The 14,085-nt window shown below is 68.5% G+C and carries 10 protein-coding genes and 1 other RNA gene; 3 read left to right on the top strand and 8 right to left on the bottom strand.

The features are described from left to right. Positions 1-147: 147 nt before the first annotated feature. The 3 genes from BW949_RS09995 to BW949_RS17570 are packed head-to-tail and all read right to left on the bottom strand — an operon-like array spanning position 148 to position 3,091. Positions 148-1,443 carry a citrate synthase gene (locus tag BW949_RS09995; protein WP_076365667.1) on the bottom strand — a complete coding sequence of 432 codons (1,296 nt, stop codon included), beginning with the start codon at positions 1,441-1,443 and terminating at the stop codon, positions 148-150. 60 nt (positions 1,444-1,503) lie between these two features. Next, positions 1,504-2,904, bottom strand: a complete 1,401-nt coding sequence (gene gltX, locus BW949_RS09990) for a glutamate--tRNA ligase (protein WP_076365665.1) — start codon at positions 2,902-2,904, stop codon at positions 1,504-1,506. Positions 2,905-2,959: 55 nt separating this feature from the next. Next, positions 2,960-3,091, bottom strand: coding sequence for a hypothetical protein (locus BW949_RS17570; RefSeq protein WP_268875848.1), 132 nt, complete (start codon positions 3,089-3,091; stop codon positions 2,960-2,962). Positions 3,092-4,330: 1,239 nt separating this feature from the next. Between BW949_RS17570 and BW949_RS09985 the strand changes: the two genes are divergently transcribed. Next, the gene (locus BW949_RS09985) at positions 4,331-6,562 is read left to right on the top strand and encodes a ComEC/Rec2 family competence protein (RefSeq protein ID WP_235816268.1); all 2,232 of its coding nucleotides are present in this window, start codon (positions 4,331-4,333) and stop codon (positions 6,560-6,562) included. Between the two features lie 43 nt (positions 6,563-6,605). Here the strand turns inward: BW949_RS09985 and BW949_RS09980 are convergent, their stop codons facing one another. Then, positions 6,606-7,079 (bottom strand): SspB family protein, encoded by a 474-nt coding sequence (locus tag BW949_RS09980; protein ID WP_076365663.1) that lies wholly within the window; start codon positions 7,077-7,079, stop codon positions 6,606-6,608. Positions 7,080-7,289: 210 nt separating this feature from the next. On the opposite strand from BW949_RS09980, the gene ssrA reads away from it, so the two are divergent. Continuing rightward, positions 7,290-7,639, top strand: a transfer-messenger RNA (tmRNA) gene (ssrA, locus tag BW949_RS09975). A 224-nt stretch (positions 7,640-7,863) separates the two neighbouring features. Here the strand turns inward: ssrA and cowN are convergent. From cowN to BW949_RS09960, 3 genes are all read right to left on the bottom strand, one after another. Continuing rightward, positions 7,864-8,142 (bottom strand): N(2)-fixation sustaining protein CowN, encoded by a 279-nt coding sequence (gene cowN, locus BW949_RS09970; RefSeq protein ID WP_076365660.1) that lies wholly within the window; start codon positions 8,140-8,142, stop codon positions 7,864-7,866. A gap of 86 nt (positions 8,143-8,228) precedes the next feature. Further along, complete coding sequence (locus tag BW949_RS09965) at positions 8,229-8,909, bottom strand: Crp/Fnr family transcriptional regulator (RefSeq protein ID WP_076365658.1); 681 nt, start codon at positions 8,907-8,909, stop codon at positions 8,229-8,231. A gap of 106 nt (positions 8,910-9,015) precedes the next feature. Continuing rightward, entirely contained in the window at positions 9,016-10,047 is a 1,032-nt protein-coding gene (locus BW949_RS09960; protein ID WP_076365656.1) for a patatin-like phospholipase family protein, read from the bottom strand. Positions 10,048-10,396: 349 nt separating this feature from the next. Between BW949_RS09960 and BW949_RS17565 the strand changes: the two genes are divergently transcribed. Continuing rightward, positions 10,397-13,375, top strand: coding sequence for a calcium-binding protein (locus BW949_RS17565; RefSeq protein WP_076365654.1), 2,979 nt, complete (start codon positions 10,397-10,399; stop codon positions 13,373-13,375). Between the two features lie 114 nt (positions 13,376-13,489). Here the strand turns inward: BW949_RS17565 and BW949_RS09950 are convergent, their stop codons facing one another. Next, positions 13,490-13,990, bottom strand: coding sequence for a hypothetical protein (locus BW949_RS09950; protein ID WP_076365652.1), 501 nt, complete (start codon positions 13,988-13,990; stop codon positions 13,490-13,492). Between the last annotated feature and the right edge of the window lie 95 nt (positions 13,991-14,085).

The following is a 14,085-nucleotide window of genomic DNA, read 5'->3' as shown; positions in this document are numbered from 1 at the left end:
GTAACCCGTCGCGTTCTGGAAATATGGACGGGGTAACCTGTCCGCGTTCTTGAAAGGCCGTCGGGGTCACCCGCCCGCGCCGCCCCCAACGAAAAAGGCCCGGAAGTCATGCTTCCGGGCCTTTCGTCCTGGGATCGGGCGCAAACCTCAGCGGTTCTCGACCTCGACATAGGCCCGGCGAGGCTTGCCGACATAGAGCTGGCGCGGACGGCCGATCTTCTGGTTCTCGTCGCCCAGCATTTCCTTCCACTGCGAGATCCAGCCCACGGTGCGCGACAGCGCGAAGATGGGCGTGAACATCGAGGTCGGGAAGCCCATCGCCTCGAGGATGATCCCCGAATAGAAATCGACGTTGGGGTAGAGCTTCTTCTCGACGAAATAGGGATCCTCGAGCGCGATCCGCTCCAGCTCCTTGGCGACCTGAAGGGTGGGGTTGTCCTTGATGCCCAGAAGGCCCAGCACATCGTCGGCGGCCTGTTTCATCACCTTCGCGCGCGGGTCGAAGTTCTTGTAGACCCGGTGGCCGAAGCCCATCAGGCGGAAGGGATCGTTCTTGTCCTTGGCGCGGGCGATGTATTCGGGGATCCGGTCGACGCTGCCGATCTGGCGCAGCATCTCCAGGCAGGCCTGGTTGGCGCCGCCATGCGCGGGCCCCCACAGGCAGGCGATGCCGGCGGCCACGCAGGCGAAGGGGTTGGCCCCCGACGAGCCCGCCAGCCGCACGGTCGAGGTCGAGGCGTTCTGCTCGTGATCGGCATGAAGCGTGAAGATCAGGTCCATCGCATGGGCGAGGATCGGGTCGACCTCGTATTTCTCGGCCGGGACCGAGAAGCACATGTGCAGGAAGTTCGCCGCATAATCGAGATCGTTGCGCGGATAGACGAAGGGCTGGCCCAGCGAATACTTGTAGGCCATCGCCGCGATCGTCGGCAGCTTGGCGATCATCCGCAGCGCGGCGACCTCACGCTGCCAGGGGTCGTTGATGTCGAGGCTGTCGTGATAGAAGGCCGACATCGCACCGACCACGCCGACCATGGTGGCCATGGGGTGGCTGTCGCGGCGGAACCCGCGGAAGAAATAGTGGATCTGTTCGTGCAGCATCGTGTGACGGGTCACGCGGCGCTCGAAATCCTCCATCTGGGTGCGGGTCGGCAGTTCTCCGTAAAGCAGCAGGTAGCAGACCTCGAGGTAATGCGATTTCTCGGCGAGCTCCTCGATCGGGTAACCGCGATAGAGCAGCTCGCCCTTGTCACCGTCGATATAGGTGATGGCCGATTCGCATGACGCGGTGGAGGTGAAGCCCGGATCGAAGGTGAACACGTCGCCTTGCGCGTAGAGCTTGCGGATGTCGATCACGTCGGGCCCGACCGTGGGGCTGAGGATCGGCATCTCGATGGATTTCTCTCCAAAGCGCAACGTTGCGGTCTTGCTCTTGTCGGCCATGTCAGCTCCTTTTGCTCGCCGGCCGGGGGCCGGTGTGACCTTCGCGCGGTGCCGCGCGCGTCAGGACGCCTGATCGGACAGACGTCCCAGACTTTCCTCGCGGCCCAGCACCAGCATCATGTCGAAAACGCTGGGGGTCGCGGTCCTTCCGGCAAGGGCGGCGCGCAGGGGTGCCGCGATCTTGCCAAGGCCCAGTCCGTGCATCTCGGCGATCGTGCCGACCGCGGTCTCCAGCTCTTCACGGGACCAGCTAGCACTTTGCAGGGGCTGCGTCAATTCGCCCAGTATACCACGGGATACAGCATCCAGCGCCTTGGCCGCCTTCTCGTCGATGTCGACGGGCCGGCTGATCGTCGCAAAGCGTGCCTTTTCAACAAGATCGACGAATGTCTTCGCGCTTTGCTTGAGGAAGGGCAGCGCCGCGAAAAGACGGTTTCGTTGCGTCTCGTCCAGGGCGGGGGCGCCGGTTGCGGCCAGATATGCCTCGATTTCGGGCATCAGATCCGTCTCGGCGCTGGCCGACAGGTGCTGGCCGCAGATATTGGCCAGCTTCTTGAAGTCCAGCCGCGCCGGTGCCCGCCCGATTCCCGGCAGGTCGAACCAGTCGCGGGCCTGCGCATCGGTGAAGAATTCGTCGTCGCCGTGGCTCCAGCCCAGCCGGCACAGATAATTGCGCATCCCCGCCGCGGGATAGCCCATGGCCTGGTATTCCTCGAGCCCGACCGCCCCATGACGCTTGGACAGCTTCTTGCCGTCGGGGCCGTGAATCAGCGGGATATGGGCGAAGACGGGGATGTCCCAGCCCATCGCGGCATAGATCTGGGCCTGTCGCGCGGCGTTCGTCAGATGGTCATCCCCCCGGATCACATGGGTCACGCCCATGTCGTGGTCATCCACGACCACGGCCAGCATGTAGGTCGGCGTGCCATCCGAACGTAACAGCACCATGTCGTCGAGCTGGTCGTTACGGAAGGTCACCGGGCCCTGCACCGCATCCTCGATCACCGTGGCGCCGTCGCGCGGGGCCTTGAGGCGGATGACGAAGGGCGCGTCGGGGTGGGTTTCGGGGGCGGCGTCACGCCAGGGGCTCTGGTAGAGCGTCGAGCGCCCCTCGGCCTTGGCCGCCTCGCGGAAGGCGGCGATTTCCTCCTGCGTGGCAAAGCACTTGTAGGCATTGCCGCGGGCCAGCATCTCCTGCGCGACCTCGGCGTGGCGGTCGCGGCGGGCGAATTGGCTGATCGGTTCGCCGTCCCAGTCGATGCCCAGCCATTCGAGGCCCTTGAGAATCGCCGCCGTCGCCTCGGGGGTCGAGCGTTCGCGGTCGGTATCCTCGATGCGCAGCAGGAACCGCCCGCCGCGTCCGCGGGCATAGAGCCAGTTGAAAAGCGCGGTGCGGGCGCCCCCGATATGCAGATAACCGGTGGGAGAGGGTGCAAAACGGGTGACGACGGGTGCGGACATGATCGGTTGTTAACCTTTCAGAAACCATAATGAGCGTAGTGTTCACGAGCGATCCTTAGGCAAGCCCCTCTCGATAGGCAAGGCAGGGGCGGGCAATGGCGGGCAGAACGTCCGCGTCAAGGAAGGTGCGTGTCAGGTCGGGGAACATCGTACCGGCGCGCACCGTCGGGTTTCGTTCGCGCAGCATCGGGCGCGGACGGGTCCGGATCCCGATGGGGGAAGGTGGCTCCTTCGCCCGGACGGACAGGGGTCGGGGCGCGCTGGCAGGCGCGCCCTCCGACGGACCTGGGGCGTCGGACGTTTGGACCGGGGTTGGTGATCTACCCGGTTGGTCCATGACTTTCGGTCCCGCCTCTGGCTCGGGGCGGGACCGGTCTTCCCAAGCCCCGGCACAGGGGGCAGGGCACCACCAGAGCCACGGCGCGCACGCGAAGGCGCGCCCAAGAACACGGAAACGAGGCAGTTTTCATACAGGCAAGATCCCGCGCGGGCGATGGGCGAGCGAAGGAGCCGCCCGGTCCGGGAAAGGCCCCCCCAGGCAGGGGCCGCCGCGGGTCGGACGATCCTTTGCGCGGGGCGCGTTGCGTCATGGCCCCCGGATTGCGGCTGTCCCGGGGCCGCGGGTCCGGCCCTTCGCTGCGCGGACAGGTGTCGGTCGCATGCCGGGCGCAAGACCCGGACGGCCGGCGATGTCGATGTGCCGCCAGAAGACCCCGGACAGGGGCGCGCGGCGGCGCAGCGGCAAGACGTCACGGAAGGCAACGACAGTAAGGACGCAACGGCCCGCCAAGAAGGCCACCCCAAGACCCACTGCCACCAAGCCCCCCGCCCAAGATCCCCGCAGCGGGATGGCGGCCCGGCCTCGGGTGGCAGGCCACGCCCGCGCAAGGTGGCGCCCGCCCGGTCTCCGTCTGCCCCGTGGCTTCCGGCGTCCCGGCTGACGGTCGGCGCTCGGTGCGGTCGAGGGCAGCACCGCGCGCCCCATGGCGCGCAAGGGCAGCACCTCTGGGCCTCGCCCGAGGCACCCCGCAGGGGTTGGCGTGCAGTGCGGTAAAGGGCGGCGCGGCGAGGGCCGGCCATTCGGGCCCCGGCCGTGGCTCTTTCGCGGGCGCGACACCCATGCACCGGACAGGCGGTGATGCGCGGGGGGGCAAGGCCGGCTCTGTGCGGCGGTCTTCTTCTCCGCCCCGCCCAGATCCGCCCCGCCCAGATCCGACCCGCCCAGATCCGACCTGCCCAGATCCGACCTGCCCAGATCCGACCTGCCCGGACCTGCGCGCCCCCCCCCCTCGGCGCGATGGAGCGTCCGACCCGCCTGATCGGGCGGCGCCCGCGATCCCACCCGCGGCGCCTTCCCCCTCACCTGCCGGGGGGGGGCTGCGCTCCGCCATTCGATCCCCATCCCCAAGGCCCACAGGAGCCCGCCTTGCCCGAGGAGAGACCCGCGCCCGCCCTTGCGTCGATGCCCCCGCGGCGCGGGTGGGGGCACGCGCTCACCCGTCTGGGCCGCGCGGCGTTCGACGGCCTGGGCCAGCCGGGTGCGGCTCTGGGCGCGGCGCTGGCGGATCTGGTCCTGTGGCTTCCGGTCTTCCTGGCGCTGGGGATCGGGCTTTATTTCGCCGCGCCTTTCGAACCCGGCCCGGCCTTGCGCTCAGCCCTTTCGGGGGTGCTGATCCTTGGGGTGGGCCTGGGCGTGCGTGCCCCGCCGGCGCTGCGCTTTCTGGGCGCGGGGCTTGCGGTCGTGGCGCTGGGGGTTCTTCTGGGCGGCTGGCGCGCGGGCCAGGTGGCCGCGCCGGTGCTCGAGGGGCGTTTCTACGGCGCGGTCGAGGGCCGGATCGTGGGCATCGACCGGTCCTCGCGCGATCTGATGCGGCTGACGCTGGATCAGCTGCGGCTCGAACGGGTCGCGCCCGCGCGCACGCCCGCGCGCGTGCGGATCTCGCTGCACGGCGATCAGACGCGGCTTCAGCCGGTGCCGGGGATGCGCGTCATGGCCACGGCGCATCTGACGCCGCCCCCCGGTCCCGCGGCGCCCGGTGCCTTCGACTTTCGCCGCCATGCCTTTTTCGACCGGCTGGGGGCGGTGGGCTATACCCGCGTGCCGGTGATGCGCGTGGCCCCGCCCGAGCCGGGCGGCTGGGGCCTGCGCGTGCACCGGACCCGTCATGCGCTGGCCCAGGCGATCCGCGCGCGCATTCCCGGCCAGCCCGGCGCCATGGCCGCGGCGCTGCTGACGGGCGACCGCTCGGGCCTGTCCGAGGCCACGAATGCGGTGCTGCGGGCGTCGAACCTCTATCATGTCATCGCCATTTCAGGTCTGCACATGGGGCTGGTGGTGGGCTTTGTCTTCGGGCTGGTGCGCTATGGGCTGGCGCTGGCGGGGCGCGCGGCGCTGATCTGGCCGACAAAAAAGATCGCGGCGGCGATCGCACTGGTCGCGGCCAGTTTCTATCTGGTGCTGGCCGGGCCCAGCGTCGCCACCCAGCGCGCCTATGTCATGGCGGTGGTGATGCTGGTGGCGGTGCTGATCGACCGGCGCGCGCTGTCTTTGCGCAGCGTGGCGGTGGCGGCGCTGGTCATCCTGGTGATCGCGCCCGAGGCGCTGACCGGCCCCGGCTTCCAGATGTCCTTTGCCGCGACCGTGGCGCTGATCGTGGTGCTGGCGCCCTGGAGCCGGGTGCAGGCGCGGCTGCCTGTCCTGCTGCGGCCGGTGGCGGGGATCGTGATGGCCTCGCTGGCGGCGGGGCTGGTGACGGCGCCGCTGGCGGCGGCCCATTTCAATCGCATGGCCGAATACGGGCTTCTGGCCAACCTGCTGGCGGTGCCGGTGATGGGGGTGCTGGTGATGCCGGCGGGGGTGCTGGCGGCGGTGCTGGCGCCGCTGGGCCTGGCCGAGCCCGCGCTCTGGCTGATGGGGCAGGGCACGGCCTGGATGCTGGGGGTGGCGCGATTCGTCGCGGGGCTCGAGGGGGCGGTGACGGCGCTGCCTGCACCGCCCGGCGCGGTGTTGCCCTGCCTGGGGCTGGGGGCGGTGACGGCGGTTCTGGGGCGCGGGGTCGCGCGCAGCGCCGGGCTGGTGCTGGCGGGGGGGGCGTTCGTGCTCTGGGCCGGGGCGGCGCGCCCGCCGCTCTTGATCGCGCCCGAGGCCGAGCAGGTCGGGCTGATGACGCCCGCGGGGCGGGTATTGTCGCGCGATGGCGCGGGGTTCGTCTCGGAAAGCTGGCTCGAGGCCGATGGCGATGTCGCCAGTGTCTCCGAAGCTGCGGCGCGTCCCGGCTTCACCGGGCCCAAGGGGGCGCGGCGCGCGGTGTTTGCCGGCCGCGCGCTGGTGCATCTGACGGGCCGGCAGGCCCCCGACCGCCTGCCCGAGGTCTGCCGCGACGGCGCTTTGGTCGTGCTGGCTGCCCCCGCGCCCGCGCAGGGGCCGGGCGATTGCGTGGTGATCGACCGCGATCTTCTGCGCCGGACCGGCGCGCTGGCGCTCTGGCCATATGCGGGGGGGCTAGGTTCCCTATCGGGGCCCATGTCGGGGCCCATATCGGGGCGCCGCGCCGCTTCGGTGCCGGGGGTCGGGATCACCAGCGCGACCGAGGTTGCCGGCCGCAGGCCCTGGACGACGCCTGAACGCCCCGCCTCTGAACGTTCCTTGCCGCGCTGAGATTTCCCGCGCCGAGATGTCGGGTCAACCGCGACGACGCGCCTTACTTGCGCCAGGTGTCCAGACTGACCACCTCGGCCTCGCCGCGCGGGGCGGTGTCGTTCTCGGCCGCGGCGGTGTCGGCGCTCTCCTCGTCGTCGTCGTCCTCTTCGTCCTCGTCGGGAAGATGGCTTTCGAAGCGCAGGCCGAATTCGACCGACGGATCGACGAAGGTGCGCACCGCGTCAAAGGGGATCCACAGCGGTTCGGGCGTGTTGCCAAAGTTCAGCGTGACGGCGAAGCCCGCGTCCGAGACCTCGAGATTGTCGAACCAATGCTGGATGACGATCGTCATTTCCTCGGGGTAGCGTTCGCGCAGCCAATCGGCCAGTTCGGCATCGGGGTGGCGCGTGTCGAAGGTGATGAAGAAATGATGCTCGCCCGGCAGACCGTCGCGGGCCACATCCTCCAGAACCTGTTGAATGAGGCCGCGCATCGCCTTGTGCATCAGCTGGCCATATTCGATGCTGCGCGTCATGCCTTCTTCTCCGGCTGGTCCTGCCTCTCCGTCTCCTTCGAACGGATCGAGTGTCAGCATAGGGGATTTGAAACCGATGAAAAGGGGGGGCGGGAAAAGCCGTGCGCGGGGGTGCTGGTCCGGCCCCTCACGACGTTGTGACCCGCGCTGCCGTCGGGGCGGGCTTCGGGGCGGGCGGAATGCGTGGCGCCCCCAAGGCCCGGCCCAGCCCCCCTTGCAAGCCGCGGCACAGCCCCTTATCTTGGGGGTGTTCTTCGGAACTATGGTGATAAACGCGCTCGTAATAAGCGGACTGGACCCGGGGGCGGTACCCGGCGGCTCCACCAATACCCTTGCAGCAGGGATCATGGGGCCGAAACAGGATCGACAGACGTCTAAAGGGGTTATGCTTTCACCCGGTGAGATACCACCGTTATCGGTTCAAAACTTACAGTAGCCAATACCAACGCTGCTCCCCGTGCTCTCGCCGCGTAAGCGGTAGCGAGACGGGAAACCTAAAGCCCCTGTGTGTAGCAACGCAGGGCGGGGCTCGGAGGCGCCTGGCAACAGAAGCCTCCACCTTCCCCCCCCACACACATATCATCCAGATCATCCGACGCGTGCTGGTTGCGAAGCTTGCTGGCATGGTCCGCCGTGGCGGGTGTCTTGCACGAAATGGGGCTTGGGCGGCGCAGGCCCCCCTCGGGGCCTTGCGCGCGGGCGGCGGACCCTCGATGGGTCCGCCGCCCGCTCCCGCCGTCCCGCAGGGTCTCTTGCGCGGGGGGCAGGCGCCGCGGGGGCGTTCTCAGCAGCAATGCTCCTCGAGATGCTCGAGCAGCGCCAGCCCCTCGGCATCGTCGAGTTCCTCGAAAAAGGCATGGAGCGCGTTGATCTGGCTGCCGATGAAATGCAGATCGTCATTGCCCATGCGCGCGCGCTCTTCCAGCTTCTGCTGGAAATAGCCCACCCAGCGCGATTGGCTGGTGGCCATGTGCACGGCCAGGATGCCCATCATCTTGGTGGCCTTGCCGTCGCAATCGAGCCCCATGAAGGTGACATAGCGATCGGGGGTCTGGTCGTTCATCTTCTGCCTCCTTCGGTGTTGCAGTGTCAGGCGGAGTTGGTGTCGCTCTGCCCCGAGCCCTAGCGCGGCCGGCGCGCCCGTTTCTGTCAGCCGGATGACACTGCGGCCATTCTTTCCAGCCGTGCGGCATCACACAGCTTCAGCCGCCGCCGTCCGGTGCGGGCCAGCGTGCCGTCGCGGATCAGCCGGTTGAGAAGCGTCGACAGCGTCTGCCGCGAGGTGCCAAGCCCCGCCGCCAGCGACTCGGTGCTGCCCTCCAGCAGCAGCTCGGGCCCGCCCTGGCGCAGGGCCTCGGCCAGAAGGAACCGCGCCAGCCGCGATTCCACCGGGCGGAAGGCCAGATCCTCGACCAGGCTCAGCGCGCCTTGCAAAATGGTGCCGATCTCGCGGAAGGCCTGCACGCCCAGCTCGGGCTCGCGCGAGACCAGCTCGAGCATGTCGCGCACCGGCCACGAGGTGATCTTGCACTCCTCGACCGCCATGACCCAGGCGCGGGTGTGGCTGACATAAAGGCCGCCGGGGCGCAGATGGCCCAGAACCAGCTCGCGCCCGGCCCCGATCAGGCTGATCCGCGCCAGCCCTTCGGTCAGCACGAAGAAGCGGTTGTCATGCGGCGCCTGTTCGGCGGTCTCGGGGCGGGCCAGCGCGCTGCCGGGGGCATGGCGGCTGACGCGCCCGCGCTCGAGCCGCGACAGCCAGCCGTGCGGCGCGGCCGCGGCCCCGCCGGGGCCGTGCTGCAAAGGGGGAGGGGGGTGGACAGAGCGCATGGCGCATCCTATCGCGGGCGCGCCCTTCGGCGCGAGGGGCGCGCGGTCCGGCGGGGGCACGCGCGCCCCCATCTGCCTGCGCTTCGGGCGCCCGGAATGGGCGATGCTAGCCCAGAAGGCGCTCGATCAGCGGCATCTGCGCCATGGCCGCGGTGTGACCTTCGTCGATGGCGGCCCCGGCGGCGCTGAAATCAAGCACCGACATTTCCTGAAGGGCGAATTCCACCAGCACATGCGGCGGGTCGCCCGCCAGCCGACTGCGGCGGATGTGATCGGTCATCACGTCGATCGAGGTCGAGAGCACCTCGAGATAGCCCGGCGGGCGATGCACGGGATCGGGGCTGGGGCCGAGAAGCTCGCGCAGGGGGGGCGGCAGTTCGGGCATGCCGAGCGACAGCCGCTCGAAGGGCAATTCGGGCAGCGCGCGCGTCAGCCAGTCGAACCGTCCGCCGGGTTCGGGCGTGCCCTTGGCGGGGTCCATGGTCTCGGTCACGGCGCCCTCTGCGGCGGCCTGCGCCTTGACCCCGTCGGGGGGCGCCGCCGCCGCCGCCGCGCCCCGCGTCGTGCCGGGGGCGGAATGGACCACCGGGACGAACCGTCCGGCATTGGGGTCGACGGCGATGACGATATCGGCGCCCATCGCCCGGCAGGCCGAGACCGGCACCGGGTTGGTCATGCCGCCGTCCAGCAGCCAGCGCCCGTCGTTCCAGACCGGGGTGAAGATGCCCGGAATGGCGATCGAGGCGCGCACCGCTTCGGCCAGATCGCCCGAGCGGAGCCAGACCTCGCGCCCGGCGTTGAGGTCGGTTGCCACCGCCAGGAACGGCAGGTCCAGATCCTCGATGCGCGCGCGCAGGCCCAGATCGCGCAACTTGCGCATGGTGGCCGTGCCCGCGATCAGCCCGCCGGCGGCCAGGTTGGGGTCGATCATCCGGCGCACCTGGCCGGGGCTGAGGCCGCGCACGAAGTCTTCAAGGGAATCGAGCGCCCCCGAGGCCGCCATCGCCCCCACCAGCGCCCCCATCGAGGTGCCGCAGATGATGTCCGGCGTCAGGCCATTTGCGTAAAATGCGCGTAAAACGCCGATATGCCCCCAGCCGCGGGCGCCGCCGCTGCCCAGTGCCAGCCCGATCTTCATCGCGTCTTCTCCTGTGTCACCATGCCCTGCATCCGTCGTTCCGTGGCCGCTTTCGCGCCTTTGTTGTGTCGTGTTTCCACCCCCTTGGAGGCGGTTCTTCATCTGCCCTTCCGGGGCCTGGACAGCCCCCGCCCGACGCCCTCGCGGGGCGGGGGCTCGTGCCCCTTATACCCCGGCGCGGCGCCCATATCCCCCCGCGCAGCCTCTCTACACGATCGCGCCATCATAGCCGCTGGCCCCGTCGTGGTTTCGAATTTGTTTGCACTTTTGTCCGAGTCTCGGAAGCGCGGATCGGGCCGCGGATCCGCTGGGTTTTCATGTCCGGTCAGCTTGCACGAAAGGGGTTGGAATGTCGGCGACGGCGGGGATCAATGCGATCAATCTTCAGGTCTGGGCCGAAGACCAGGTGGCGCTGGATCGTCTGGCGGGCACCTATGATGCCAATCGGGCTGCGGATTCGCGCTATTACCTGTGGCATTCCGAATTCCAGACCATCCCGCTGGGCATGGACGGCAACCCCGAGCAATTCGCCGCCCGCCTGCGCGAGGCGCTGCCGCTCGTCAATACGCTGCGGCTGCCCTTCAACCAATATTCCTTCGACGAGACCGGCGCGCTGCACGAACAATACGAACGCTTCCTGCATGCCGCCGCGGAACAGGGCTTTCAGGTCATCTTCGTCTATGCCGGGGGCGATGCCCAGCGCTATGGCGCCGAAGGCGGGGTCGATGCCGATCAGATCCATGAGGCGCTGAGCGGCGATATCTATGCCGGCATGGAAGGCGCCTGGGGCGCGATGATGGACTGGCTGGACGCCAATCCCGATGTCGCCGACGCCGTCTGGGGCTGCGAGCTGGTCAACGAACCGGCCACCTATGCGCGCGGCGCCGATCTGGACGGCGCGGCGGGCGGCGACCGGTTCCTTGAGCTTTACGCCCGGCAGATGGCGGCGCTGGCCGACCTGATCGACGCGCGCACCGATGCCCGCATCCTGGTCGGCGGCTGGCGCTATTCGGCGCGTTTCGACGAGCTGGAGGCCGGCAATCTGGGCGGGCTCAGCGCGATTGATTATCTGCGCGCGCAGATCGGCGATGATCTGGTGTGGTCCTCGCATCTCTATCCCGGCTGGGCGGGGACGGGCGCGGCCGAAACCAGCGACGCGCTGGATGCGCTGCTGGCGGCGCATTACGCGGCGCTGGGCGCCGATGATGTGCTGATCACCGAAACCAACGCCAATGGCGCGCTGGCCGACAACCCGGCCGAACGCGACGGGGCGACCTTCCTTTTCGCGCGCAGCTACGAATGGCTGGCCGAACAGGGGATCGGCGGCACCTGGTTTCCGGGGGTCGAGACGGGCGGGTCGAACTTTGTCGTGATCGACCCCGACGGCGGGCTGCGCTATCTGCATGCCAATTCGCTGGCGCATGGGCTGAACCTCTATTCGCTGGACGAACGCCCCGCCGAACATGCCGGCGACGAGGTGATCGTGACCGACATCGTCGCCGGGCGCGTCCGCAACGAAGCCTATCAGGCGCCCGCGCTGCAATTCGATGCGGTGCAGGGGGTGGGTTTCGGGTTCGGATATGACGGCAACGACGTGATTCTCGGCCATGATGACACCAACGACTTTGCCTATGGCGGGCATGGCGCGGATGTGTTGCGCGGGCTGGGCGGGGATGACCATCTCTATGGCCAATATGGCAGCGACACGCTGGACGGGGGTGCGGGCGCCGACCATCTGTTCGGCGGGGACGGCGATGACGTTCTGGACGGCGGCGCGGGCGATGACCAGCTCAACGGACAGGCGGGGGCGGATGACTTCGTCATCGGTTCGGGCGGGGCGGATACCATCGTTGATTTCCGCATCAGCGAAGGCGACCGGCTGATATTCGAGGGCAGTGTTCTCGACCCTGTGCAGCTGGCCCAGATCGGCGCGCGTCTCGACGCCACCGGCATCGGCCGCGCCGATGACCTTCAGGTGATGCTGCGCGACGGATCGGTGACGCTGCTCGATTTCTTCGCCCTCAACCCCGGGATCGAGGTCGGGCCGGGCGGCGGGGACGTGCCGGCCACCTGGGAAACCCTGGGGATCGGGCCGGCTGGGCCGCCCAGCGTGATCCTTGATGTCGGCAACGATCGGTTTCGCGGGGGCGATGACGCCGAACTCATCGACGGCAGTGCGGGCGACGACAGCATCTATGGCGGCGGCGGCGATGACACGATCCTGGGCGGCGAAGGGCAGGACACGCTGTTTGCCGATCTCGGCCACGACACGCTGATCGGCGGCGCGGGCGATGACATGCTTGTCCTCAGCCGCAGCGCCTCCACCGCCGATGGCGGCGACGGCGACGACACCTTCGTCCTGTCGCTGGTGCGCGGGGCGGGGCATGTCGTGACGGGGGGCGGGGGCGCGGATCGCTTCGATCTGATCGGCGCAACCTACGAACGCGCCGCGCTGGTCACGATCCGCGATTTCGAGATCGGCACCGATCTTCTGAGCATCGACGGCGTGCCGCTGGCCGCCGCCGTGGCCCAGGGGCTGGCCGCCGGCACGCTGGGCTTCCTGGCCATGTCCGACGGCGTGATCATGACCTTCGACACCGCGAACACAGTGTATTTTCAGGGTATGGACTTTGCCGATCTTGCGCTCCATCTGGGGATCGCCCCGCATGTCGCGGCCAGCTTGTCCGACGAAGATCGGCTAACTCAGGTCTTCGTGGGCATCGACGGGCACGCGGCCTCGCAGGTCAGCGACTTCCTGATCGGGACCGAGGGGGCCGATACCATCCTGGGCGGCGCGGGCGATGATACCATCGTGGGCGACGCCGGCGACGATGTGATCCGCGGCGGCACCGGCAACGACCTGATCAGCGCGCGCGGCGGTGCCGACACGGTCGACGGCGGGGCCGGTAACGACGAGATCTTCGGAAACTCCGGCCACAACAGCCTGTTCGGCGGCGCCGGCAATGACACGATTGCCTCGGGGCGCCACGACAGCCTTCTGGACGGGGGGGCGGGCGACGATCTGCTGGCGCTCGACCTGTCTTCGGGGGGCAATCACCGGGCGACGGGGGGCGCGGGCGCGGATGTGTTCGATTTCGGTCGCAATCGCGCGGATCGGCATTCCGAGACCGTGGTGCACGACTTCACGCTTGGCGAAGACGGGCTGCGCTTCGACGGTGTGGCGGGCGCGCAGTATCTGGCGCGCCAGGGGGATGCGGTGCAGCTGGCCGAAATCTCCGGCGGGTTGCGCCTGACCCTGGCGGATGGCGACACGATTCTCTTCGAAGGGGTGGATCTGGCCGGATTTTCAGCCGAATTCCTGATCTGAGGCGCAGCCCATCCATCAGGGCGCGCGGCGTCTGCGCAGGCCGTCAGGCGGGCTCCGGGCGGCACGCCCCCAAGCGCGATCCTCGGGGTGCGTGCAGCGAAACCGGACGGCAGATCAGCGTTTCATGCCGATGATATCGGCGCATTCCTCGATCATGTAGGCAAAGTAGTCGACTTCGAAATCCACGCCGTCGGCCATCGCCCGCGACAGGAATTTCAGCTTGGCCACCGCCTCGTTGACGGTTTGCGGCTCGGTCTCGAAGATCACGTTCTGCACGGTTTGCAGCTGGAAGCGATAGATGCGGATCTCGCCTTCCAGCTCCTCGATCTCCAGCAGCTCGGGGGCCGCGGGGTCGTGAAACAGGCGCGGCAGCGTGGTGCGCCCCTCGGCCGCCTTCATCGCTTCGGAATGCGCGCGGCCGATGCGGGCATAATAGGCGCGCGACAGGTCTTCCTGTTCGGCCAGGATTGTATCGCATTGATGTTCGATGAACTGATGACGGGCGATGATCTCCGTCAGGGGAAGCTGCGCGTAGGGGCCTTCGTCCTCGATCTCGACGACCTGATCGAGCTGCGCGGTTTTCATCGCTTCGGTGATGTTGCCAACCATTTCCATGTCCGGTTCCTTTCCGTGTCCGTCCCGAGCCTCTGCCAAGGCCTGATGGACACAGTTAACTGTCGCCGATGGGCATAAAGATGGAGTAACCAAGA

Source organism: Phaeovulum vinaykumarii (genome assembly GCF_900156695.1).
GTDB classification, from domain to species: Bacteria; Pseudomonadota; Alphaproteobacteria; order Rhodobacterales; family Rhodobacteraceae; genus Bieblia_A; species Bieblia_A vinaykumarii.
Note: the sequence above shows the minus strand (reverse complement) of the source record. Positions and strands in the feature narration are given on the sequence as shown.